Annotated in this window: 23 protein-coding genes and 2 pseudogenes; 11 read left to right on the top strand and 14 right to left on the bottom strand. The window is 62.5% G+C overall.

The window, feature by feature from the left end:
- Nucleotides 1-7: 7 nt before the first annotated feature.
- Complete coding sequence (locus tag L5014_RS34515; RefSeq protein WP_238468377.1) at nucleotides 8-1,039, bottom strand: TRAP transporter substrate-binding protein; 1,032 nt, start codon at nucleotides 1,037-1,039, stop codon at nucleotides 8-10.
- 421 nt (nucleotides 1,040-1,460) lie between these two features.
- Here L5014_RS34515 and L5014_RS34510 point away from each other — a divergent pair, with 421 nt between their 5' ends.
- From L5014_RS34510 to L5014_RS34480, 7 genes are all read left to right on the top strand, one after another.
- On the top strand, nucleotides 1,461-1,886 hold the full coding sequence (locus tag L5014_RS34510; protein WP_238468376.1) for a MaoC family dehydratase: 426 nt from the start codon (nucleotides 1,461-1,463) through the stop codon (nucleotides 1,884-1,886).
- A gap of 47 nt (nucleotides 1,887-1,933) precedes the next feature.
- Nucleotides 1,934-3,079: an acyl-CoA dehydrogenase family protein gene (locus L5014_RS34505; RefSeq protein ID WP_238468375.1), complete on the top strand. Its 1,146-nt coding sequence runs from the start codon at nucleotides 1,934-1,936 to the stop codon at nucleotides 3,077-3,079.
- Nucleotides 3,080-3,123: 44 nt separating this feature from the next.
- Nucleotides 3,124-4,317, top strand: a complete 1,194-nt coding sequence (locus L5014_RS34500; protein ID WP_238468374.1) for a CaiB/BaiF CoA transferase family protein — start codon at nucleotides 3,124-3,126, stop codon at nucleotides 4,315-4,317.
- Nucleotides 4,314-4,757, top strand: coding sequence for a MaoC family dehydratase (locus L5014_RS34495; protein ID WP_238468373.1), 444 nt, complete (start codon nucleotides 4,314-4,316; stop codon nucleotides 4,755-4,757). Before L5014_RS34500 ends, L5014_RS34495 begins: the two co-directional genes overlap by 4 nt.
- A gap of 306 nt (nucleotides 4,758-5,063) precedes the next feature.
- Nucleotides 5,064-5,852: a helix-turn-helix domain-containing protein gene (locus L5014_RS34490; RefSeq protein WP_238468372.1), complete on the top strand. Its 789-nt coding sequence runs from the start codon at nucleotides 5,064-5,066 to the stop codon at nucleotides 5,850-5,852.
- A 143-nt stretch (nucleotides 5,853-5,995) separates the two neighbouring features.
- Nucleotides 5,996-7,216: a glycoside hydrolase family protein gene (locus L5014_RS34485; RefSeq protein WP_238468371.1), complete on the top strand. Its 1,221-nt coding sequence runs from the start codon at nucleotides 5,996-5,998 to the stop codon at nucleotides 7,214-7,216.
- Between the two features lie 46 nt (nucleotides 7,217-7,262).
- Nucleotides 7,263-8,435, top strand: coding sequence for a fumarylacetoacetate hydrolase family protein (locus L5014_RS34480; protein ID WP_238468370.1), 1,173 nt, complete (start codon nucleotides 7,263-7,265; stop codon nucleotides 8,433-8,435).
- Nucleotides 8,436-8,467: 32 nt separating this feature from the next.
- Here the strand turns inward: L5014_RS34480 and L5014_RS34475 are convergent.
- The 3 genes and pseudogenes from L5014_RS34475 to L5014_RS34465 form a co-directional block, all read right to left on the bottom strand.
- Nucleotides 8,468-9,036: pseudogene (locus L5014_RS34475) on the bottom strand (methyl-accepting chemotaxis protein); the annotation flags it as partial.
- A gap of 286 nt (nucleotides 9,037-9,322) precedes the next feature.
- Complete coding sequence (locus L5014_RS34470; RefSeq protein ID WP_238468369.1) at nucleotides 9,323-10,708, bottom strand: MFS transporter; 1,386 nt, start codon at nucleotides 10,706-10,708, stop codon at nucleotides 9,323-9,325.
- An 89-nt stretch (nucleotides 10,709-10,797) separates the two neighbouring features.
- Nucleotides 10,798-11,964 carry a M24 family metallopeptidase gene (locus L5014_RS34465; RefSeq protein ID WP_238468368.1) on the bottom strand — a complete coding sequence of 389 codons (1,167 nt, stop codon included), beginning with the start codon at nucleotides 11,962-11,964 and terminating at the stop codon, nucleotides 10,798-10,800.
- A gap of 186 nt (nucleotides 11,965-12,150) precedes the next feature.
- Here L5014_RS34465 and L5014_RS34460 point away from each other — a divergent pair, with 186 nt between their 5' ends.
- The gene (locus L5014_RS34460) at nucleotides 12,151-13,146 is read left to right on the top strand and encodes a LysR substrate-binding domain-containing protein (protein ID WP_238468367.1); all 996 of its coding nucleotides are present in this window, start codon (nucleotides 12,151-12,153) and stop codon (nucleotides 13,144-13,146) included.
- A gap of 16 nt (nucleotides 13,147-13,162) precedes the next feature.
- Here L5014_RS34460 and iolB read toward each other — a convergent pair whose 3' ends face one another.
- The 10 genes from iolB to L5014_RS34410 form a co-directional block, all read right to left on the bottom strand.
- On the bottom strand, nucleotides 13,163-13,993 hold the full coding sequence (gene iolB / locus L5014_RS34455; RefSeq protein WP_238468366.1) for a 5-deoxy-glucuronate isomerase: 831 nt from the start codon (nucleotides 13,991-13,993) through the stop codon (nucleotides 13,163-13,165).
- Between the two features lie 55 nt (nucleotides 13,994-14,048).
- A complete protein-coding gene (locus L5014_RS34450; RefSeq protein ID WP_238468365.1) occupies nucleotides 14,049-15,542 on the bottom strand; it encodes a mannitol dehydrogenase family protein in 1,494 nt (497 codons plus the stop codon).
- Complete coding sequence (uxuA, locus tag L5014_RS34445) at nucleotides 15,529-16,581, bottom strand: mannonate dehydratase (protein ID WP_238468389.1); 1,053 nt, start codon at nucleotides 16,579-16,581, stop codon at nucleotides 15,529-15,531. Before uxuA ends, L5014_RS34450 begins: the two co-directional genes overlap by 14 nt.
- Nucleotides 16,582-17,000: 419 nt before the next feature.
- Nucleotides 17,001-18,671 carry a site-specific integrase gene (locus tag L5014_RS34440; protein WP_238468364.1) on the bottom strand — a complete coding sequence of 557 codons (1,671 nt, stop codon included), beginning with the start codon at nucleotides 18,669-18,671 and terminating at the stop codon, nucleotides 17,001-17,003.
- 338 nt (nucleotides 18,672-19,009) lie between these two features.
- Nucleotides 19,010-19,513, bottom strand: coding sequence for a hypothetical protein (locus L5014_RS34435; protein WP_238468363.1), 504 nt, complete (start codon nucleotides 19,511-19,513; stop codon nucleotides 19,010-19,012).
- Nucleotides 19,514-19,635: 122 nt separating this feature from the next.
- Entirely contained in the window at nucleotides 19,636-19,878 is a 243-nt protein-coding gene (locus tag L5014_RS34430) for a hypothetical protein (protein WP_238468362.1), read from the bottom strand.
- 233 nt (nucleotides 19,879-20,111) lie between these two features.
- Nucleotides 20,112-20,420 (bottom strand): hypothetical protein, encoded by a 309-nt coding sequence (locus tag L5014_RS34425; protein WP_238468361.1) that lies wholly within the window; start codon nucleotides 20,418-20,420, stop codon nucleotides 20,112-20,114.
- A 105-nt stretch (nucleotides 20,421-20,525) separates the two neighbouring features.
- The gene (locus tag L5014_RS34420) at nucleotides 20,526-20,807 is read right to left on the bottom strand and encodes a hypothetical protein (RefSeq protein WP_238468360.1); all 282 of its coding nucleotides are present in this window, start codon (nucleotides 20,805-20,807) and stop codon (nucleotides 20,526-20,528) included.
- Nucleotides 20,808-20,887: 80 nt separating this feature from the next.
- Entirely contained in the window at nucleotides 20,888-21,301 is a 414-nt protein-coding gene (locus tag L5014_RS34415; RefSeq protein ID WP_238468359.1) for an Hsp20/alpha crystallin family protein, read from the bottom strand.
- Between the two features lie 40 nt (nucleotides 21,302-21,341).
- Nucleotides 21,342-21,782 carry an Hsp20/alpha crystallin family protein gene (locus tag L5014_RS34410; protein ID WP_238468358.1) on the bottom strand — a complete coding sequence of 147 codons (441 nt, stop codon included), beginning with the start codon at nucleotides 21,780-21,782 and terminating at the stop codon, nucleotides 21,342-21,344.
- A gap of 195 nt (nucleotides 21,783-21,977) precedes the next feature.
- Here L5014_RS34410 and L5014_RS34405 point away from each other — a divergent pair, with 195 nt between their 5' ends.
- The 3 genes and pseudogenes from L5014_RS34405 to groEL form a co-directional block, all read left to right on the top strand.
- Nucleotides 21,978-22,616 (top strand): diguanylate cyclase, encoded by a 639-nt coding sequence (locus L5014_RS34405; protein WP_238468357.1) that lies wholly within the window; start codon nucleotides 21,978-21,980, stop codon nucleotides 22,614-22,616.
- A 167-nt stretch (nucleotides 22,617-22,783) separates the two neighbouring features.
- Nucleotides 22,784-23,101: a co-chaperone GroES gene (locus L5014_RS34400; protein WP_238468356.1), complete on the top strand. Its 318-nt coding sequence runs from the start codon at nucleotides 22,784-22,786 to the stop codon at nucleotides 23,099-23,101.
- Nucleotides 23,102-23,175: 74 nt separating this feature from the next.
- Nucleotides 23,176-24,150, top strand: a pseudogene (gene groEL, locus L5014_RS34395) (chaperonin GroEL); the annotation flags it as partial.
- Between the last annotated feature and the right edge of the window lie 119 nt (nucleotides 24,151-24,269).

Here is a 24,269-nt window from a genome sequence, read left to right as displayed (position 1 = left end):
CCCCTCTTCATTTCGAAGCGACAGCGGACTTGTCGGCTGCTTTGATTTCCTGATAAAGCGCCTTGCCATCAGGAATGTCACTGAGCAGGCCGTCGCGCGCCCTGCCGGTTGCTGCGGCCCACGGCGCAGTGTCTATTTCAGTCACTTGGGTTCCGTTCTTCTTCATCGTTGCTAGCGCGTCGTCGTACTCGTGCTTGTATTCTTTGATGTCATAGGCCGCGGCGACGGCGGCAGCCGCCTGAAACGCCTTCTGCTCGTCTAGCGAAAGGCGCGTCCAGGCGCTCTTGCTCATTGCCAGCACCACGGGCAAATAGTTCACATGGGTCAGGTAGTAATGCTTCGCGACGTCGGAAAACTTGTCCTGGATGAACTGCTCCGGTGACGTATCGCCTCCGTCGACCAGGCCTTGGGAAAGAGCCAGAAATAACTGGTTATAAGGCAACGGCGTCGGGTTTGCGCCCAGTGCTTTATAGCCCGCGATATAGCCGCGACTCTGCATCACCCGCACTTTCAGATCCTTCATGTCATCGAGCGAGCTGACCGGCTTCCTGGCCGTGAACAGATTGCGTTCGCCCACGGACAGCCATGTCAGCCCGATCATGTTGACCGCCGGCATCATGTCGAGAAACTTGCGGCCGACCGGTCCTTGCAGAACCCGGTTCGCGTCGTCGATGCTGCTGAAGAGATACGGCATATCGAAGATCTGCCACTGCTTGATCGTGTTTCCGATCGGCGCCTGTGCTGAAATCATGAGCTCCTGGGTGCCAGTGCGCAGCGCTTGCGCCATCTGCACTTCGCCGCCGAGCTGTGACTGCGGGAAGATCTCGATCTTCACCTTGCCGTGGGTTCGCTGAGCGACCTCCTTTGCGAACACTTCGGCAGTCAGCTGATAGTGGTTGTTCGGCGCGAGGGTGTGGCCTAGCTTCATGACGATCGGATCGTCGGCACGGGCACTGCTTGCGACAACGAGGCCTGCTGCGACCAGCGTACCCACCATCATGGCGCGCCATGCGCGGCACGGGCTCAAGAATGCTTTCATTTCGTCTCCTTCCGTACTGGAATGTAGTCTTCGCGCCGCGTCAGGTCGATCCGTCTGCAGGCGCTTCAAGTATTCGTGAGCGCACGCAACGGGCGTTAGGATTGGTCGCCCGATTTCTTGTACTTTTTTACGGCGTCCTCGATAGCAAGCCCTTCACCGACGGGTGGCGGCTTATCCGACTCACACAGGAAAAACCCTTGGCGATATTGATTACGGGCTGACTTGGGGCGATCCGCGGGCCGCTTGCGGATCGGCCGACCAGTGCAATCACTGCGTGCCTGCGGTCAAAAAAGTCCAAGCATTCCCCCAAACCGTCCTAACGGTCAGCAACCCGCGCTGATTAAATTTGAGTCATGGCCGCCAGCCCCAATCAACAAGGAACAGGCCGGCTTCTCAACCCACTCTCACTGTCGGAACCACCATGGCCAAACGCCCGCACATGGATTGTTACGCGCTCGGCGACACTGCCGATTTCGCCAAGACCGTAACCGAATTCGATATCTACGGCTTCGCCGGGATCGTCGGCGATTTCTATGCCGTGCATTTGAACGAGGAGTTCGCCAAAACCACGCGTTTCGAAAAGCGCATCGCGCAAGGATGTCTGTCGGTCGGCTTCTTATCGACTGTGATGGGCTATATGGCGCAAAAGGCGCCGAGCCCTGGTGCGGTTTCCTACCGCTACGACATCACGTTCAACGCGCCGGTATTTATCGGCGACACCGTCACTGCCCGGCTCACGCTGCGCGAGAAGGACGACGATCGCAACGTATGCGTGTTCAGTGCAGAGGTCACGCGCCAGGACGGCACGGTGGTCGCGTCTGGCGATACCTATCTGAAGGTGCTGTAACCCAGCGCACTGCCCTTTAATCTCTCCCGCTTTTCACAGAGTCGAACATGCCGCATTGGTTAAACGAACAACACACCGCGATACGAGACGCCGTACGCCGTTTCGCGGAAAACGAAATTGCTCCTGTCTCGGAAGAGCTTTGGGAAGCCGAAGCCTTTCCTTACGACATCTGGAAGCGTGCCGGCGAGCTCGGCTTCGCCGGCCTGCCCTATCCGGAGAGTTGGGGTGGCGGCGGTGGCGAATGGCTTTCCTATGTGATCGTGCTGGAAGAACTCGCACGGGTGGATTGCGCAATCGCCAACTCGCTGATGGCCAATTCGACGGTCGCGAGCCTGCTCTCCAACTATGGCACCGGTGAGCAAAAGGACCTCTATTTGCGCCCTATCCTCGACGGCCGCAAGGTCGGCGCGATCGGATTATCGGAGCCCAACGCGGGCTCCGACGCGGCTAACATCGCGACGCGTGCGACGCTGGAAGGCGACCGATGGATCATCGATGGATCAAAGACCTTCATTAGCAACTCCGGCACGGAAGTGACCGGACCGGTCGTCATCGCCGCGGTAACGGGCACGCGCCCAGACGGCCGCAAGGAAATTTCCAGCTTCATCGTGCCCAACGGCACCCCCGGTTTCAGCTACGGACGCAAACTGCGCAAGATCGGCTGGCGCGCATCGAGCACCTACGAGTTGTTCTTCGAGCGCTGCGCGATTCCGGCGGCCAACCTGCTCGGCGAACGCGGTGCGGGCTTGCGACAGACGCTCGCCCAGATCAGCACGGGCCGAATCCTGATCGGCGCGCTCGCGCTAGGCATCCTGCAGGGGTCACTGGATCGGTCGATCGCGTACATGAAGGAGCGGCGCGCATTCGGCAAGCCGATCGCCGAGTTCCAGGCGCTGCAGTTCAAGATCGCCGACATGGCGGCCCACGCGCACGCCGCGCGGCTGATGCTCTACGATGCCGCCGCGCAGAAAGATGCGGGCGTTCGCTTCGATCAACAGGCGTCGATGGCCAAGCTCTTCGCCACCGAGCGCGCGATGGAGGCGGCCCATCAGGCGTTGCAAATACATGGCGGCTACGGCGTGATGAGCGAGTACCCCGTGTCGCGCGCATTCGGCGACGCCAAGGTGCTGGAGATCGTCGAGGGGACCTCGGAGATTCAAAGGATGATCATTTCGCGGAACCTGCTTGCCTGAGCGATCAGTCAAACAGATATGAACACGCGCTCAGGAGACGAGTCATGCTGGAAGGCATCAAAGTACTAAGTTTTACTCACTTCTTACAGGGCCCCGCTGCCGTGCAGATGTTGGCCGATGTCGGCGCGGACGTGATCAAGATCGAACCGCCGGGCGGCGCGTTCGAGCGCAACTGGACCGGCTTCGATGCGTATGTCGAAGGTGTGAGCATGTTTTTCCTGCTCGGCAACCGCAATCAGCGCAGCATCTCGCTGGATCTGCGCGACGAGCGCGCGAGAGAGATTGTCTGGCGGCTGATCAAGGAAACCGATGTCCTGATCGAAAACTACCGCCCAGGCGTCCTGCAGCGCATGGGCTTCGGCTTCGACGATGTCCGCGAGATCAATCCGAGGCTCGTGTACTGTTCGTGCACCGGCTACGGGTCATCGGGGCCATATCTCAAGCGGCCAGGGCAGGACCTGCTGCTGCAGGCCATCAGCGGCATGACGATGCTCTCCGGCGACGCCGACTCCCCGCCCACGCCAGTCGGATCCGCGATCGTCGACCAGCACGCGGCAGCGTTGGCAGCCTTCGGCGTCGTCGCGGCCCTGCAGGCGCGTGAACGTACCGGCAAAGGCACGCTGGTCGAAAGCAATCTGCTCAACGCGGCGCTCGATCTTCAGATCGAGCCGTTCACCTACTACCTGAACAAGGGGCCACTCTGGCCGCGCACAAACCCGCCGACCGGCAGCCGGTTCCATCCGGCGCCCTACGGGATATACCGGACTCTGGACGGCTGGATCGCCGTTTCGCTGACGCCCACTGAAAAGCTGGCGGCGGCCTTGTCTCAGCCCACGCTCGCCGGGTTTTCGCACCCAAAGGACAATGTGCGCCGCCGCGACGAATTGAACCGTATCGTGTACGACGCGCTGACCACGCGCACGACGGCCGACTGGATGACGATCTTCGACGAGCACGACATCTGGTACGCGCCCGTCAACGAATACGATCAGGTCGAGGCCGACCCGCAAGTGGCGCACAACCGCATCATCATGGAGGTCGACCATCCGCAGGCCGGGCCGGTTCGCTTGCTCGCGCATCCGGTTCGATACGACGGCGCAGCACCACCGCTCACCCGTCAGCCGCCGCGCCAGGGCGAGCACACCCGCGAGGTGCTTGCCGAACTGGGCTACGAGCCGCACGAAATCGATACGCTGGTCGAAGCCGGCACAGCGCTGACCGAGCGGAGAACCGCATGAACAAGCATCTGAATCAGAGCCGGGAGATGCTGCGCTTTGACGACATCGCGATTGGCCGCTGCCAGATCCTCGTGCATACCATTGCGGAAAGTGACGTGAACGCTTTCGGCCATCTGTCGGGTGACCTGAATCCGTTGCACATGGATCCGCACTTCGCGGCACGCACGCCATTCGGCCAGCGCGTGGCGCACGGCCTGCTGACCGCGGCATTGGTGTCGACGACGCATACCGGGTTGACCGGTCCCGGCTTCGTCTACGTCGGGCAGGAGTTGCGCTTTCTCGGACCGGTCTTCATCGACGATACGATCAAAATCCATGTCACCGTAGTCGAGAAGAAACCGGCCAAGCGCATCCTCGTGATGGACACGATGGTTCGCAATCAGGACGGCAAGCCGGTGCTGACCGGACTGTCGGCGCTGAAGGAATTGCGTCTCCAATGAACTGACATAATGAGCTGACAATCAGCACGCGCGGCCGAAACTGTGCGGGTTTTCGACAACAGCCGTCACGCCGCTTTGCTATTTAAAATTGAACTATTTTCGGTGTCGACCCGACGAAGGAGAGACAGCGGGCTTGACTTAGCCGGGGGGCAACTGGCTAAGCGAGCCTGAGAAATGCGCTGGATGCAGGAGACAAATCAGATGCCTAGCGGTTGTGGTTGTGAGTTGCCGGTCTTCAAGATCGCTCACTACGAGTATGGGTCGCGAATCAAGTCAATTGATTTTCATCTCGCGCCTCTCGAAGATATGAAATCGACGTTGCCGTATCCTCATCGGCACGAGTTCTATCACATCGTCTGGGTCGAGTCGGGTAGCGGTCACCACATCATCGACTCGATTCGCTACGAGGTACGGCCCAATACGCTGTTTTTCATGGCCCCTGGCCAGATCCACGATTTCGCGTTGTCCGAAGACACCGTCGGGCACGCGATCAGTTTCTCGTCCGAGTTTTTCGCGTTCAAGGTGCAGAACCGCCATTCGCAGACTGAGATTCCCGTCTACGATTTCGAGCGAATTTCGAACACGGTTTATATGAGCGACGCACAGGCTCAGGACCTTCGTCGCGTGCTGGATGGAATCAACGCGGAATATCAGGGTGAAGAGGCCGGCTACGAGGAGGTGATCTGGTCGTATCTGCGGGTTCTGCTCATCAAGTCCGCGCGCCTGGGCGGCGACGCCGTCACCGAGGTCAATTCGTCGCGTAGCGTGCTGTTGTCGCGACGCTTCAAGAGCCTGCTGGAAAAACATTTCGCCACGATCCACGACGTCGCCCGCTACGCATGCCTGCTGAACGTCACGGAACGCGCATTGAACGATGCAACCCGCCAGGCGCTCGGCAGCACCGCGGCCAAGCTGATTCGTGAACGCGTGATGCTGGAAGCGAAGCGTCTGTTGCTGCATTCCGAGGTCAATGTGGCTGAGATCGCAACACAGCTTGCCTTCGACGACCCGGCCTACTTCAGCCGATGTTTTCGCAAGCATACGGGCCGCTCGCCCATCGACTTCCGCCGCAGCCTGGAAAAACTGAGCATCTGAAGCTGTGGCACGACAGACGTCCGGTGCAAGCAGAAAAGTCCAACATAAGCCACACTTCGTCCTAACTGCCGGAACCGCCGCACTCCTAGAATCTGCGTGTCCCCGTCACTCGGGAAACGTGAAAGTAATCAGGAGACAAAGGCGTGAATGCTTCGTACCAAGATCAAGGGCTGTCCTCTGAACGGTCCGCCCTTTTCACCGGTATCCTCGACCGCATGGCGGCCAAAGTTGCAGAGGACGAGCCGACGCTCGGCGTCGAATTCCCTCAGATCACGGCGACGGATGGAAAGTGGGTGCTGCTCCCCGCGTCGCTGTCCGCAGGCTACAGCGGTTCAGCCTGGAGCCACGGCAACTGGTTTTGCGGCTTCTGGGTCGGACTTCTGCTGACGTCGTATTTGCACACCGGCGAGGACAAATACCTGTTGTGGGCCCGCGAGCGCATGCGCCTCGTCGCGCAGCGCGCGCAGGACCCTAACACGCACGACATTGGCTTCATCTTCGACAGCAGCGCCGTCCCCGGTTATGAAATCACCCGCGACCCGTGGTACGCGCAAATTGCACTGGAAGCCGCGGACAAATTGCGCGCCCGTCTCGTCACCACGCACAGTGGCGCCTATCTCGCCTCCTGGGGCCCGCTCGACGATCCGCGCGGACGCAGCGCTTCAGCCATCGACACGATGGCTAATCTATCGTTGCTTTACTGGGCGGCGAACTATTCCGGGGACGGCAGTTATCGCCTCGCCGCCGAAGCGCATTCCGTCATGACCGCGAAGGCGTTTATCCGCCCGGACGATTCGACTTATCACGCGGTCGAATACGACGTAACCACCGGTGTGCGCCGGCGCGGCTACACGTTTCAGGGCGCATTCGATGAATCGGCGTGGAGCCGGGGCCAGGCGTGGGCCGTCTATGGCTACGTGAACACGGCGCGTGAAACCGGCAAGCGCGTCTGGCTGGATCTTGCAGGGCGCCTGGCGGCGTACTATCTGCGCCGGCTCGATGGACGTCTGGTGCCACCGTGGGATTTCGACGCCACTGGCGCGGACGCGGAAATCAAGGACACGGCCGCAGCAGCGGTGATGGCTTCAGCGCTGATCGAGATGGGCCGTCTGCATCCCGATCCTGCCGGAGCGGTTCACTGGCGAGAACACGGACTTGCGATGCTCGAAGCTCTATGTCGTGACGAGTTTGCCTACGAACCTGCGCAGCGCGGACTCCTGAGAAATTCCTGCTATTCGAAGCCGCACAATGAAGGCGTCGACGGCGCGACGATGTTCGGCGATTTCTTCTTCGCCGAAGCGCTGAGTCGCGTGATGTTGCCAAGCAAGCTTCGGCCCGGCACGCAACGCGTATCGCTCGCCTGAAGCGCCCCTCCCTCGCGGTTCCGAACCCTCGCTAGCCAGTCCGACCATGATATCGAACGATCTTCCGCATTTCGTACCTGCTGACCTACCCGATGCCTTGCTGGTCGGACGCATCTGGCGAAACGCGCCGATAGACGGGCCGTCGGTCGTCGTTGTTCGTGCCGGTCAGGTCTACGACATCACGGCCTCGGCGCCGACAACCTCCGATCTGTTCGAGCGGGTGGACCTATTGGAGTTTGTGCGTCACGTCGAGGGCGAGGCGCTCGGTCCCGTCGAGAACATCGGCCAGGCATTGCTCGCGCCATGCGATCTTCAGGCTATCAAGGCATGTGGCGTGACCTTTGCGGTGAGCTTGCTCGAACGGGTCATCGAAGAACAGGCTGCCGGCGACGCGACGCAAGCCGACACGGTGCGCGCGACGATCGCGCAACTGATTGGCACTGATCTCTCCAGAATTCGCCCCGGCACGCCAGTTGCCGACAGTCTGAAGCGGGAACTGGAACGGCGCGGCGCATGGTCGCAATATATGGAGGTCGGCATTGGACCTGACGCAGAGGTGTTCACCAAGTCTCAACCGATGTCGGCAGTCGGCTATGGCGCGGACGTCGGGCTTCACCCGGCCTCCCACTGGAACAATCCCGAACCGGAAATCGTTCTGGCGGTAAACAGCCGCGGAACGATCGTCGGCGCAACCCTTGGCAACGACGTCAATCTGCGCGACATCGAGGGCCGCAGTGCGTTGCTGCTCGGCAAAGCGAAAGACAACAACGGCTCATGCGCGATCGGTCCTTTTATCCGCTTGTTCGATGATCGCTTCACGATGGACTCGGTGCGGGCGGCCAGCGTGTCGCTCAGGATAGAAGGCGCGGACGACGGATTCATTCTCGAAGGCGTGAGCCACATGCGCGAGATCAGCCGTGACCCAGAGGAACTCGTCGCCCAGACTGCCGGCCCACATCACCAGTATCCCGACGGCTTCATGTTGTTTCTCGGCACGATGTTCTCTCCGATTGAAGATCGGCAAGCTCCGGGCAGCGGCTTCACGCATCACCTCGGGGACAAGGTGACGATTGCAACGCCGGAGCTCGGTGCACTTGTCAACACCGTGCAGTCGTCAACCGAAATCGCGCCTTGGCGATTCGGCGTGCGCGCTCTATACGAGGCCCTTGAAAAACGGCTTGCGCTTGCCCGCGCCATGGGACAGGTAAGCGATGCGTAAATCAGCGCTGAGCGAGCACTACGCCTTCCGCCCGCCTGCTCGATCAATGTAGCATTCTGTTGAGTCGCCGAATCCATCTGCGCTACCGCGTGAGCGACCTGATGGATACCCGCTCTTTGCTCGAACGAAGCGGCCGATATCTCATCCACAATATCGGCCACGCGCTTCACACTGGTGAGGATCGCCTGCATGCGGCCGCCCGCCTCGTTCACCAGCGTGCCTCCGCCTGCACTTTTCCGCTCGACGTCCCGATCAGATCCTTGATCTCCTTGGCCGCTGCCGACGAACACTGCGCAAGAGTGCGCATTTCGGAGGCCACCACCGCGAATCCGCGCCCCTGCTCACCCGCACGCGCGGCATTGACAGCCGCATTGAGGGCAAGGATATTGGACTGAAACGCGATTCCTTCGACGATTGCGAAAATGTCGCCGATGCGTGCAGAACTCTGATTGATCTCGGCCATCGTCGCTATCACCCCCTCGACCGCACTACTGCCTTGGTGGGCCGCTTCCGTGGCACTCGTCGCGAGCGTCAACGCCTGGCTCGAGTTCTCGGCATTCTGCCTTACCATACCAGTCAGCTCTTCCATGCTTGCCGCCGTTATCAGCCGCACGGACAGCAAAAGTATCGCGGCGCCAAGGCGCGTACACTCTCCGACCACGCATGACAGTCTCTTCAGCCCTGCGCCGCAGGCGCAGACTGCGCACGCCACCGGACAGGCCATGCCGCCGTCCCTAAGCGCCGCTCCTATATCCGATCCGCGATCAAACGGGCCGACGAGGCTTCCATTCAACCCGCGTTAGCGACTCTACGGTCCCCTGGCCTTTCCGCTCCAGCGCCGAAAATGACCCAGTCATAGACGGCATAGCAGCCGGATCGATTTGCGCTCAGCGCGACAAGGGATGCGGCGAGTGTGCGGACGCACGCGCGCCCAGCGCTGCGGCCGCCTCGTCTTCCGGCTCTGCGGACAGATCCCGCTTGAAAGTCTCAGCGAGGAAAAACGCGCACACCAGGCTCAGCAACCCTGTCGCCGCGATATAGATCGAAATGGGCAGCGTCTGGCCATACGTCGCGAACAGATAGGTGGCGATTAATGGCGTCGGTCCTGACGTGATGATGCCGGCGATCTGATACGGCAGCGAAGCGCCCGTATAGCGCACCCGCGTCCCGAACAGTTCCGCAAACCACGTCGATTGCACGCCGTATACCGACGCCTGGCTCAACGCGATACCGCAGACGTACGCCACGAAAATCAAGGTCGGATTGCGTGTCTCGAGCAACGGAAAGAACGCGAATCCATAGATCGCCACGAACACCGCGCCGAGCATGAAGACGGTCCGGCGTCCAATAACATCCGACAGTTTGCCGAACAGTGGCAGCGTGATCAGCGCAAACGCGCAGCCCACAATGATGGCGTTCAGCAGTAGTCCACGCGACAAGCCGAGCCGCGTCGTTCCGTATACCAGCACGAACACGTTGATCACGTTGAAGGTGATGTCGACCGCGAAGCGCGTGCCGATCGTGAGCACGAGGTCTTTCGGATGCCGGCGCAGCAATTCGATCAGCGGCGCCTTCACGACCTGCCTGCTCGCCTTGACCTGTTCAAATACCGGCGACTCCATGACGCGCAGGCGGATGAACAGGCCGATCGCGATCAGCGCGACGCTCAGCAGGAACGGCAGGCGCCATCCCCATGAATAGAACGCGTCTGACGGCAGACTCGAGACGGCCTTGAACACCGCGGTCGAGAGCATCAGTCCGAGCGGCACGCCCAATTGGGGGAATGCGCCGAAGAAACCACGTTTCCTGGCCGGCGCCGTTTCGACCACCATCAGCACCGCGCCGCCCCATTCGCCGCCGACGCCGAGCCCTTGCAGGAAGCGCATCGCGACCAGCAGGATCGGCGCCCAGACGCCGATCGAGGCGTAAGTCGGCAGCAGGCCGATCACGAAGGTGCCGACGCCCATGATCGTCAGCGTCGCGACGAGCGTCGCCTTACGTCCGATGCGATCGCCAAAGTGCCCGAAAAACACGGCGCCGAAGGGCCGTGCGAGATAGCCAACCGCAAAACTTCCGAACGCAGCGATGGTGCCGACCACCGGATCGAACGAGGGGAAAAACAGCTTGGCGAAGACCAGCGCCGAAGCGGTGGCATAAAGAAAAAAGTCGTACCACTCGATGGCGGTCCCGACCACCGAGGCGACCAGCACACGGTTGACGGCCGACCGGTCGATAACCGGCGCGTTGCCGGATGAAATGGGCGATGTATTCATGTCTCCTCCCTTCTCTGGGAATCTATGTTTTGAACTGCTGCGTCTCGGCGGCGCGGGTTCGCCCGCACGTTACGATAAGGTCACTGTGCTCACCAGTGCAGTTCCATCGGGAACTGGTCGAGCGTTTCGACGCCGCCCGAGGTCAACCGCACGATACGTTCCGTGCGCAAACCGCCGACGTTCGGCACCGTGATCGTCGCCTTCAGGGTAAAGACCATGTTTTCCTGCAGCACGGTCTTGTTGCCCGGCCCGATCCACGGCGCTTCTTCTTCCGGGTCCATGCCGGTGCCGTGACCGGTGCCGTGGCCGCGCGCTTCGCTTGAGTATTGCTCGTAGTTCGATTTCACCAGCGCCTGCTGGATCACCGCGTTCAGTTCCATGGCCGCCATGCCGGGACGCGCGGCGGCCAGCCCTGCTTCAACTGCGCGCGCCGCTGCGGCGACGATCGCCATCTTTTCGGGATTCGCCGGACCGTAGGTGAAACCGCGTCCGCCATCGGCCACGTACCCACGATAACGCGCACCGATGTCAGTCATGGTGAGGTCGCCCGGTTGCAGGATGCGGTCGGTGGGGCGCGCCAGGTTATAGGCCGAGCGCGGACCGGATTGCACCATCGAATCGAACGCGGTCCGGTCCGCTCCTCCCGCGAGCATCGCGCGGTCAGCAATTAAAGCGAGTTCACGCTCGGTGTAGGGACGGCGCTCGGCGAGGGCGTCGCGAATCGCAGCCATCGCCGAATCGGTCAAGGCGGCGGCTTTGCGCATCAGCGCGACCTCGGCCTCGCTCTTGATCGCCTTGATTTCGGCCAGCACCGTTGTCGGTTCGAGCTTCAGCTCGCCGAGACCGGCGTTCAGGCGCTGCAGCAGGTCCGCGGGGATATAGGCGGCGCCGGCGAGGCCGACCGTGCCGCTGCGGTGCCGCGCCGAAAATACCTGCACCTGTTGCGTGACTTCACGCAGGCTGCGCACCTCGAAGGCGGTCACGCTCGTTGCGTAATCGAAGCATTGATCCGACACGAACAGCACGGGGTCGCCGTCCACCGGCAGCAGCAGGATCGCGTTGGCAATGTCCGATACGCCGTCGAGCGGGCGGAACTCGGTGAAGTAGCCGATATTCGCGCCGCGCCAGCAATCGCCGAAGGCGAGCAGGCCTACCAGGCCCGCTTTATCGAGCGCGCTGCGGACCTTGGCGACGCGGCCGAGGAACTCGTCGGTAGTGATGCCTTCCGGCGGGAAGGCTGCGGTACGGATGTTCATTGCTTCTTCGTCTCCTATGCAGCTGCATGCGCGGATGCTGGATGCAGCCAGTCTCGATGCCCGTGATGGGAAACCACCCGCCTTGGAATGCAGGGCGTCTGCTGCATAGTAGGATCGATCGATATGCTTTTATAATGAAAAATAACGCAAAACCTATATCGATACGGAATACATGGAGACGACATCGTGACCTCGACAGTTCATCCTGACAACGGCGCGGGGGCCATCGCGACGGGCCGCTTCGACCCCACGCGTCTAAAGACGCGCCAATTAGCCCTGATCGTTCAGCTCGACACCCATCGCTCGGTATTGCGCGCGGCGGACGCCGCGCACATGACCCAACCCGGGGCAACCAAGTTGCTGCGGGAACTGGAAGAGACGATGGGTGTGCCATTGTTCGAACGGCATCCGCGCGGTGTCGAGCCCACCTGGTACGGCGAGGTGCTGATCCGCCATGCGCGCAGCGTCTTGGCCGAGTTGCGGCACGCGTACGACGAAGTATCCGCGCTCAAAGCCGGCCTGACCGGGCAGGCGATGATCGGCACCGAGGTCACGGCGGCCACCAACCTTGTGCCGAAGGCCGTGGCGCTACTCAAGAAGCGCTTTCCGCAGATTCGCATCAACATCGAAATGGAGTTCAGCGAGGTGCTCGTGCAGCGTCTGCAGGAAGGCAAGCTGGATATGATCGTCGCGCGAATCCGCAATCCAGACGATCTGGCGGAGCTGCACTACGCCCCGCTTGCAGAAGCACAGCACGGGCTATTCGCACGCGTTGGCCATCCGCTCGTCAAGCGCAAGACTCTCAGCTGGAACGAACTGGCGCCGCAAACGTGGATCCTGCCGCCGAAAGGCAACGTGATGCGCAATCAGTTCACGCAACTTTTTCTCGAACGGCAGCTCGCGTTGCCGACGGATGTGGTCGAGAGCTCATCGCTGCCTGTCATCACGAGTCTGCTGCAAATGAGCGATATGATCGCGCCGCTCGCGCGCGACCCGGTGCAGCCGTATTGCATTGCCGGCGCGCTGGAACCGCTGCCGTTCGAACTCGATCTGAAGCTCGGACCGGCGGGCATCGTCACACGGCGCGGCGACAGGCTCTCACCGGGTGCGCGGGCGATGCTGCAAGCGCTGCGCGAGGCCGCCGGATTCGATACCCAAGGCCCCGACGCCGACAGCGACTGACTTACCGCGACGGGACTCAGCGCAGGCCGTCCACCGCGACGCTTCCGCCGGGCTGTAGTAACCATTCATGCGCCGGTTCGTTGTGTACGTGCCAGGTGCGACGCGGACCGGCCATTACATTCAGGTAGTAGAGGTCGTAGCCGTGCGCGGCGGCAACCGGGTGATAGCCGCGCGGCACCAGCACGACATGCTTGTCGTACGCCGCAAGCGTTTCGTCGATACTGCGGTCGTCGGTATAGACGCGCTGAAACGCGAAGCCCTGCGGCGGCGAGACGCGGTGGTAATAGGTTTCCTCGAGATAGGTCTGCTGCTCGCCATCGTCGGTATCGTGCCGATGCGGCGGGTAGCTCGACCAGTTGCCCGCGGGCGTCACCGATTCCACCACCAGCAAGCTCTCCGCCGGCTCGGTTTCCGGCAGGATGTGGCGCACGTGACGCAGATTGGCGCCCGCGCCGCGTGTTTCCTGCTTGACCTCCTCAGGTGCAATGAAGCGCGGCGGCAGACCGCCCTTCGCGGGCGCGGAGCAGATTCCGAGTTCGACGTCGTCCGTCGCCACGATCGTGTAGCGTGTATGCGGCGGCACATACATGGACCACGGCGCGCCATCGAACGGCGTCATCCGTGCGCCGATCGCGCGGCTCGCGAGCCCTTCGCAACCGACCATCGCGTGACCCTTGACGAGTACGATCACGACTTCGCGATTGCCTGTATCCTGCGTGACCGTGGCGCCGGCCTTCAGGTCGAAAACATCGAAGCCGACGTATTTCCAGCCGGCGCTCGCCGGCGTGATATGGATGATATGGCCGTCTTCGCCATTTTTTGACGGTTTGACGAGCAGTTCGCTCATGCCTTCCTCCAGTTACTTAGTGCCGCTACCCGGCAGAACGCGGCGTTCGCGGCGGTTACGCGCATAGCCTGAGGCGGTACAAGCCGTCCATCGCTTTGACGATGCCTTGTGCACGAATCGCCGCCAGATGGCGTGCGACTTGCGCGACGAAGCGCGGGTGCGCGCGCAGATCGCATCCGAAAATTGACTCGATTTCGAACAATGTTCGGACCGCATCAACGGCATCCGAGTGCAAGGTCGCGCGGACCACTTCGGTCAGTCTGGCGGCAAGGGGATCCGCGATCGCGTAGGTGCGCCCCGTCTCATCGTGACCGCTGAGGTACGCGATCCAGCCGGCCAGCGCAAAGGCAAGACGTTCGGTCGGCGCGCCGCGTTTCAAGTTGGCGCGCACGCTTTCCAGCCAGCGCTGGGGCAGTTTCTGCGAGCCGTCGGTCGCGATCTGTTGCAAGCGGTGATCGAGCGCGGTGTTGCGAAAACGCGTGAACAGCTCAGCGCGATAGCTGGCCAAAGCGGGAAGCGACAGCGTCGGCTCCACCTCGTCGCGCAACATGCATTCGACAAAGTTCAGCACGGCCGGCGCACTGATCGCCTGATCGACAGTGTCGTAGCCGATCAGCGACCCGAGGTACGCGAGCGCCGAATGCGCGCCGTTCAACATCCGCAATTTGGCCTGCTCATAGGGACGCGCGTCACCGACGAGCGTCGCACCTGCGCGCTCCCACGCCGGCCGCGGTCCCGCGAAGCGGTCCTCGATCACCCATTGCGAAAACGGCTCGGTCATCACCGGCCAGGCATCGTCGGCGCCGAGTTGCTTCGCTACGCGCGCGCGATCGGCCTCGGTGGTGAGCGGCACGATCCGATCCACCATGGTGTTGGGAAATGCGCCCTCCCGCTCGATCCAGTCGGCCAGCACAGGATCCGTTTGGCGCGCGAACGCCAGCGTCAACGCGCGCATCGTATCGCCGTTGGACGGCAGGTTGTCGCACGACAGCACGGTAAACGGGCCCAGACCGGCCGCGCGGCGCAGCGCGAGCGCGCGCACGACGAAGCCGATCGCGCTACGCGGCGCGGCGGCCTCGCGCAGATCATGGGCAATGTCGGGATGATCGAATTGCAACGCGCCGCTGGCCGGACTGCGGCAATAGCCTTTCTCGGTGATCGTCAGGCTGACGATATGGCAGCACGGATCGGTCATCGCATGGAGCACGCCGGCGGGCGATTGCGGCGCGACCAGCGAAGCGATCAGCGCGCCGATGACCTGGAAGGACTCCGCGGTGCCGTCGCGCACATCCACTGCATACAGATGATCTTGCGGAGTGAGCGCCTCCGACGTGTCCGCGCGCCGCAACGACACGCCGACGATACCCCAGCGGTGATCGCCAGCGCGCAACGTGTGCTCGGTGTAGACGGCCTGGTGCGCACGATGAAACGCGCCGAGGCCCAGATGGACAATGCCCGGTGCAAGGCTCGTACGATCGTAGGCAGGAACGACTACTTCGCTAGTCGCGCGCGCCGCGAGCGAAGCCAGGGCGGCATTACTCAGCCGCATGATGGGCCGGATGTTTGGCGAGACCTTCCCAGATGCCGTTCAGGTAGACCGCACCCAGCGCGCGGTCGAACAGCCCATAGCCCGCGCGGCCCGTCTCGCCCCAGATCATTCGCCCATGGTCCGGCCTTGCATAGCCTTCAAAGCCGGTTTCGAAATAGGCCTTGACGATTTCCGCCATGTCGAGCGAGCCGTCGGCCGAGCGATGCGAGGTCTCATGAAAGTCGCCCGCCGCATTGGTTTGCACATTACGCAGGTGTGCAAAATGAATCCGGCCACGCGCGCCAAACTCGCGCACCAGAGCCGGAATATCGTTCTGCAGGTCCGCGCCCAGCGACCCCGAACACAGCGTCAGGCCGTTGGCGGGATCGTCGACGATAGCCAGCACGCGCTGCAGGTCCGCACGATTCTTCACGATGCGCGGCAGCCCGAAAATCGGCCGCGGCGGATCGTCGGGGTGGATCGCCATCTTGATCCCGGCTTCTTTGGCCACCGGAATCGTCGCGCGCAGGAAGTAGTCGAGATTGGCCCAGAGACCGGCTTCGTCAAGCGCTTCGTAGTCGCGCAACAGGGCTTTCAATTGCTCGGCCCGATAGCTCGCGTCCCAGCCGGGCACCTGGATACCATGGCTGACGTCGAGTTCGCGGATCGCTTGCGTGTCGAACGCGAGCGTCGTCGATCCATCAGGCAGGGGCATTTCCAGCGAGGTACGGGTCCAGTCGAAAACCGGCATGAAGTTGTAGCAGACCACCTTCACACCGCAGGCGCCGAGGTTAAGCAGCGTCTGGCCGTAGTTGGCGATGAGCGTGTCGCGCGTCGGTTTGCCGAGCTTGATGTCCTCGTGCACCGGCACGCTTTCGATCACTTCCAGCGTCAGGCCGTGAGCCTCTATCTTCTCCTTCAGCGACAGGATCCTGTCGATCGGCCACACGTCGCCCACAGGCACGTCATAGATCGCCGAGACGACCCCGACCATGCCAGGGATCTGACGGATGTAAGCGAGCGGCACGGGGTCGGTGTCGCCATACCAGCGAAAGGTCATTTTCACGTTCGAGTCTCCTCCTCACACACTCGCCACGCCCTCAATGACGCTGCGTATGAGTGAATGGTTGGTTCGGCCTTTCCGCGTTGGTCCAGCGCGGCGACGCGGCGGATCGACGCCGAGCGCCTGTCGGGTCCACGCGGGGGCGCAGCCAAGCCTCTGCATACTAACGACGATCGCCATCCCTTTATAATGAAGAATAATGCTCTATGTATATGATTATGGAATACCTGAACTTCCGGCGTCTGCCGAAGGAAAGATGTTCCGTTTTGCGAAGTAAAGTTGGAACTTCGCTGAATTCAGATGAATTTGCGCGATTCCGAAGAATTGTTTTCGTTAAAAATCAACCGGTTGCGAGATTCGGGAAGTAAAGATGAAGCTTTTCCGGGTCCGGATTGATGGCCATGTAGCCGCCATCGCTAGCGGCTGGGTACACCAAACGCCTGATCGAACTGTCTTGCCCGTTTGACCTCGTCGCCGTGCAGGTAGATCGACGTCGTTGAGATCGACGCGTGCCTCAGATTGTCGCGCACCATGATCAGTTCGGTTCCGCGCGCGAGCGCGAGTGAAGCGTGCGTGTGGCGCAGCCAATGGGGGCTCGCGCGGCGCAGCTTGTCCGCCATCGCAGGCCGCTCATCCCTGATCGTGTCGGCGACCAGTGCGAAGAAGCGTCGCAGCACGCGTCCGAGTCGCGTGGTTTCGATCCCGGTGCCATCTTCCGCGAGGCTGGCCACGATCACCGTTGCCGGATCCCACCGTTCGCGCGTGACCGGCAACTGGCGTTGCACCAGATACTGATCGAGTGCCATACGCGCCAGCGTCGGGAGCGCGACCTTGCCCGTCTTGCCACCCTTGCCGACGAGGTACAGCCAGTGATCACCCTGTTCGTCGATGCGGATGTCGCCGAGTGTGGCGCCTGTCAGTTCACTGGCCCGCAGGCCGGTCGCGTATCCAAAATCGAGCAGGAACCGAAGGCGCTGGGCGGCCGCCTCGCTCCAGCCGTAGGACCATTCGAGGCCATCGGCGATCGTGCGGAGCAGCAGCCATTCGCCTTCGGTAAAACCGCGGGTGACATCGAGGCCCGCCTTCGCGCTTCCTCGCACCTTGACGCCGGCGAACGGGTTCGCTAGGACGTAGCGCTGCTCGACCAGCCAGCGGAACAGGGCCGCAAGTACGGTGAGTGCGTACGCGGCAGAGCGCGTCGATAGTGGTCCGCTGAACGGTCGCCATTCCACGCTTTCTCGCGACCGCGACGGCCCGATCCAGCGTTCGCGAGGCGTCGGCCGTCGCAGGAACGCGCGGTAGGCTATCGCGTCGTCAGTGGTCAGCGACGACAACGCGCAGCCCCGCTCGACGATTGCCCACAGGATCAGGCGTTCCGCCTCCTTCCGGTAGGCCCGCTGGGTGGCGGCGGACTCGTGCAGGGACAACCACGATTGCACTGCCTCGTAGTCGTTCGATGCCTTGAGCAAACAGACGTGCCGTGGCGCGCGAAACAGTCCTTGCGAGCCGTCGACCTCGTGCGGCAGACGCAGCTGTTCCCATGGCACGACCGGTCCGGAAGGTGCTGCCGCAACCAGCGCACGGGCACGTTCAGTCAGAGCCGGATGGGCCGCAAAAAATGCTTCGACATGGCGTGCCCCTGCCGTGCCGAGTCCGGCGATCGCTGTCCACCAGCGCCGCCGGCGCGGAATCCGCACGGTCAGGTCTGCGAGCGTCCGGATCCCGTGCGTCTGCAAAGCGGCAACCACCCGCGGTGGCAACCACTGGTCGACGTCGTCGGCGAGGGACGGCTCCGGTGTGGGCAGGTTGCGCAGGGTCTCGATCGAGTGTGCAACGATATCAGCCGACGCTGCCGATCGCCCGTCGAATGTTTGTGCCAGGTCGGGACGGTGCCGACTCGTCGCGAATGCGATCAGTGCGCGCCGGATGCGTCCGAGCACGCCGCGAGCAGACATTCCCGGCGCCTTGCGCTCGCCCAGATATCGTGCGACAGCCGTAAGGGCGTCGAGTCCGGCATACCACGCGCGCAGTGCAGCGAGTTCGGCGTCGTCGGGGAAACCGGCGGATTCGGTCTTGCGTGTTTTCATGACCGCCAGTTTAGTCCACATTTGATGATGGACCGATAAGAAAAGTTATCAGTCCATCGCCATTCGAATATCACTGCGCTGCCCCGGTCGTCTGTTCCCGCTAGCCCGCAGTGGAGGGAGGTTCGCGCGCTCAAGGGGGGAAACAGGAAAGCGTCTATGCGCTGCAGTACATAGACGCTTCCCTTGGCAATCCTGCGGATGCGCGGCGATAGAACGCTGCTCCAGCAGCATTTCAGTCTGAAGCGGGTTCGCCGATGCGACCGATGGCTCGCGAAAACCGACCGCTACGACATGAAGCGAAGTTCCCGAGCCGGATATTTGTCAGTACGGCATCTGTGCTAGTTGCGCTGGAGCGAGCGACGCACTCGCGAATTCATGTCGCGGCCGACTGGCAGCCCAATAGCCGAAAGAAAGTATCGCGCCTGCGGGAAACCGCTTTCGGGGTAGCGCTCGAAAATTCGGTTGAACTCCTCGACGAGCGGACGGGCACGCACCGGCACGGGCGCGTCAGGCCCCAGCATCAAGGCGGTCTGTCCGAACTTGACTGGTCCAGCCTTGATCAAGGCACGCAGCCCGGAATTCGCGCTGCCGCGCCCGAACAGCTCCATGCCGTATGCGCGGATCATGGCGCGCACGATCGCTTCCGCAGCGGGCGTAAGCGGCGGCATGGCCTCGACCAGGCGCACGTGCGGTGAGCGCACATCCGGCGTGGTGAAACGTCCGATATCGTCGATGTCGGCCTGCAGACGCTGCACCGGGAGGTCAGCGCTAAAGAGCAGGAGCCGGATGCGTGCATAAAGCGCGTCGTCGTCGTCGGGATCGATGACTGCAATATCTGTCATTCTCTTTTCCTCGAGGTGGCTTGTGCCCAAACAGTTCCGGAAGCACGGCGAACCGGACTCGGATCGACCGTCGAATCCGCCGTTGTTCACCCTGCGTCCGGACGGCAGTTGCTGATTGGAGGCTAGGTCCGTCGGACATACCGGTCCGAAACAACCGAGCGCTGCTGGATCCATGCGACGGCAAGCTCCAGCGCTTCATCGCGTGCCTCCTGGACGTTGGCAAAATCTCCATCGACACCGAGCGTGCGTATTTCGCCCGCCCGGTCGGTGACGACGGCCGCAGCTGTGTAACGGCCACTCCCGGTGGCGGTGACCACCGGCCGGACCTCGCAGCCGTGATACTCGATGACTTTGTCCGTTTGCATATCACACCTCCGGCTGAGCATCATTTCCGAAACAGTTCCGGACACGCGGAATTCGCGTCCAGTCTATTAAGTGCAGCACCTGTCATTCCCCGACCTGCACGCCCGGGTCGCCATCGATTGGACGCTGCCGCGACGACCTGTATCGCAGCGCGGTTACCGGAGAGTTTCACGGCAACCTCGCGCCCACAGCGACCGCGGAGATGACAAGCCAGGCGTTGCGATTGCACAACCATTCAGCCTGCATGTCCCGGCACCACGATATCCGTCGGTTGGCTGCCCGGCACGGGGGACGGCTCCGGCCTCTCCCCACCGCCGTTGCCGGCGGTCTTCCGGCATCGACGTGTTGCGCTCCCCGGGTGGAGCGCGTCGAGGAACGTTCGGCCCTTCCCGGTCAGGTATGCGCGGCGTGCGCCCTCGGCGCAATGTTCCAGCATGACCAGCTGGCGTTCGAGCAGCGCGTCGAGCTCGGCGCGCTCCATGTCGAGCTGGTCCGGCGCCTGACGAACCAGCATCAGGGTCGCAAATTCGTGTGGACTGAGCATTTTCTTCTCCCGTAAGGCAGGGTCCCGAAAGCAGCGGCCCCCTGCAGAAAAACGAAACGTAGTGCAAGCCGGACAGGGGCTGCGCTACCATGCAACGCGGCGCTGTCACGCGAGGAATCGCGCCGGCGAACCCGTATCGTTCAGACAGCCCGCTTTGATGGCGCGTATCGCGTACTCGACCGTCTCCCGATGCGCCTCGTCCACGCTTGCCCAGTGCTGGGCGTAGCGCGGCAGATGCCAGTCCGCGACCGCCTGCTCCGCGTGCCGGATGCGCACGACGGCCACGTACGTATCGCGGCCGGCAGGAGGCAGCGCGCAGTGCCGAACCGGAAACGCGCTGGTCTCGATCACGAAGCCCTTCCAGCATTCGCTTCGTACGTTGTCCATAAATACCTCCGCGTGACAGGTCACGCGGCGCGGGCCGTGCGGTCCACTCCGCATGACCGGACTTGCCCCTGTGCGTACGCCTAGCCAACGCTCACCTCAATGCGTCGCGGCTTTGCCTCCTCACGACGAGGAACGGTGAGCTTCAGGACGCCATCGCGCAACTGTGCGTCGATCCGCGAGGCGTCGAAATCGGGGCTAAGCGTGAAGGCGCGTCTGAAGTGCGGGTGGAGCACCTCGCCATGCTGCAGGCGCAGTCCTGATGGAACCGGAATCACTGCCTCGGCCTCGATGTTCAGACTGCCGTCGTGCACGCGCACGTCGAGCTTTTCGCGCGGTACGCCCGGCAGGTCGGCATATAGCGTGATGCCGCGGCTGTCCTCGAAGATGTCAACCGCAGGTGAGATCCGGGTCAGCTGCTTCGCAGGTTGCGCACCCTCGCGCGAGGCAACGTCAGTGCGCGACTCACGGGTGGCCAGTTCAGTGCTGTCGTTCATGATGTCCTCCGTGCTTTCACGTACTCCATTTGCGCCGGGCTCACTGGACGGCGATGGTGCGTGGCTTCGACGCCTCGGAACGTCCGACGCTCACCGTCAGGCAGCCGTTCACATAGCGCGCACTGACCTTGTCGGGGTCCGCGTGCTGCGGCAGCTCGATCACGCGCCGGAATGCCCCCATGAAGCGTTCCCTGGCGTAGACGCGCGTCTCATCGTCCGCTTCATGTTGCGGCGGCTTGCGCTCGCCACTGATCGTCAGCACCCCCTTGTCGATCGAGACGTCGATTGCTGCCGGATCGAGTCCTGGCGCGAACGCGACGATCTCGACGCTGTCGTCGGTGCTGCCGATGTTGACGGGTGGAAAGGTTTCGCTGCGCGTGGCGCGCAGGCTTGCGGGCAAGCCCGCAAAGACGCTGGCCATCTGCCGTTGCAGGCGGTCGAATTCGCCCAGCAGATCGGTGCTGAAGAAAAGATCGCTCATGACTGGCTCCCAGAAACCGGGGCCGCACACGAAGACGAACGGAACCACGCGCTCCAGTCCGCCTGCCCGTGGGAAGCCCCGCCGACAAACAAATCGAAACACGCAGCGCTTATCGCGACTGCCTGAGCGATGCATAAAATAGCGCAAGGAACGGAAATTTCAAGAGGCCCTGCAACATGTCAACCGGGAGGCTTCATGGACCTTTTCGACAGGCTTCAGGAGCAGATCGACACCGTGCGCCTGCCGCTCTTTGCCGTCACCGTCACGGCGGCGGCGCAGGTGAATACGCCGCTCATCGCAATACTCCACTGGCACGGATTCCGGCGCGCGACGCCGCTTGTCCTGCCCGGCATTGAGATCCCGCCACGACCGGTCCCGGGATCGGCCGTCCAGCTCGATGCACCTTGGCACAGCTTCGAGACCGTGGATACCATGCTGCTGGATGCTGCCTGGCAATCCGGCGCGTGGGATGTCGAGCGCGTCGAGCGGCGCGGCTGCAACGTGATCGGCGCGAGCGCCGCCGAGGCATTCGCCTGCCGGCAGGCGTTCGGCGACTACGGAGAAGACGGTGCCCGCGACCGGCCGCTTCTCGATGACGAGACCGATCGCGAGGCGCTGATGCAGCTTGCCGCGTCCAGGGGGTATGTGCGCTGGCTCTTCCGCCCCGTCAAGGGCGGCCTGTGGGGCACGCTCAATGAGCCGGACGACACCCTGGACGCCGACGGCGGACGCCAGCCACCGTGTCCGGTACCACCGGCGCCTCGCCGGCCTGGCGGGCGCGGCCGCACGGTTTATCGCCTCGGCGCCGTCCATCGCGTCCTGCTGTCGCGCTGAAACAATTTGTTACAAATAGCTATTTTCACGCCCCCTTGAAGGGCGCGATGGCCGCCTCTATTTCGCTTTCCGCCAGACATTGGCTCGGCTGCACGGAGGCTTTTCACGCGCCCCATATGCAGCCGGATTCCCTTATTGGTGATCCTTTAATCGCTCAGGAGATGGAAATGCAGATTCGTCCCCTCTACGACCGGGTTATCGTCAAGCGAATCGAAACGCAGCGGACGACGGCCTCGGGCATCGTAATTCCCGATTCAGCGGCAGAAAAACCAGAACAGGGCGAAGTCGTCGCCGTCGGCAGCGGCCGCCTGCTGCAGGATGGAACGCTGCGCGCGCTCCAGCTGAAGGTCGGTGACCAGGTGCTCTTCGGCAAATACGCAGGCCAGACCGTCAAGGTCGATGGCGCGGAACTGCTCGTCATGCGCGAGGAGGACGTCATGGGCGTCCTCGAGGCCGACGCGGGTGCCGCCCGCAAGGCCGCCTGAACTTTCGACCGGTCGCGGACACCGCCCGGTCGTTCGCGACGTGTTGAGTCAACGACTTTACCCGGAGCAACAACATGAGTGCAAAAGACGTCAAATTCCATGACAGCGCCCGCGCCCGTATCGTCAAGGGCGTGAACGTGCTTGCCGATGCCGTGAAGGTCACGCTCGGACCCAAAGGCCGCAACGTGCTGATCGAGCGCAGCTTCGGCGCGCCGACCATCACGAAGGATGGTGTGTCGGTCGCGAAAGAAATCGAGCTGAAGGACCGCTTCGAGAACATGGGGGCGCAGGTGGTGAAGCAGGTCGCGTCGAAGACCGCCGACGTGGCCGGCGACGGCACCACCACAGCCACCGTGCTCGCCCAGGCGATCGTGCAGGAAGGCATGAAACATGTCGCCGCCGGCATGAACCCGATGGATCTGAAGCGCGGTATCGACAAGGCCGTGGCTGCCGTGCTCGATGAGTTGCGCAAGCTGTCGAAGCCGATCTCGACGAACCGCGAAATCGCTCAGGTCGGTTCGATCTCGGCCAATTCCGACGAGGCAATCGGCAGGATCATCGCCGGTGCGATGGAGCGGGTCGGCAAGGAAGGCGTGATCACGGTCGAGGACGGCAAGTCGCTCGAAAACGAACTCGACGTGGTCGAGGGCATGCAGTTCGACCGCGGCTACGTGAGCCCCTACTTCATCAACGATCCGGACAAGCAGGCGGCCTATCTTGACGATGCGCTGATCCTGCTACATGACAAAAAGATCTCGAACATCCGCGACCTGCTGCCGGTGCTCGAGGCGACGTCCAAGGCCGGCAAGCCGCTCCTGATCGTTGCGGAAGATATCGACGGTGAAGCACTGGCCACGCTTGTGGTCAACGCGATGCGCGGCATCCTGAAGGTCGCCGCCGTCAAGGCACCCGGTTTCGGCGATCGTCGCAAGGCCATGCTCGAGGACATCGCCATCCTCACGGGCGCGACCGTCATCTCGGAAGAGACCGGCAAGCAGTTGCAGAAGGCCACGCTCGAGGATCTCGGGTCAGCAAAACGCGTCGAGGTGCATATTCCACGCGTACTCGAGCGCGAATTCCACGGCGACCCGAGCACCGATTCCACGATGACCCGAGCGCGAATTCCACGCACACCCGAGCGCGAATTCCACGCGTAAGCGAGCAGTAA

The organism is Paraburkholderia tagetis, from assembly GCF_022213065.1.
Classification (GTDB): domain Bacteria; phylum Pseudomonadota; class Gammaproteobacteria; order Burkholderiales; family Burkholderiaceae; genus Paraburkholderia; species Paraburkholderia tagetis.
This window is presented reverse-complemented; position numbering and strand designations above follow the sequence as displayed.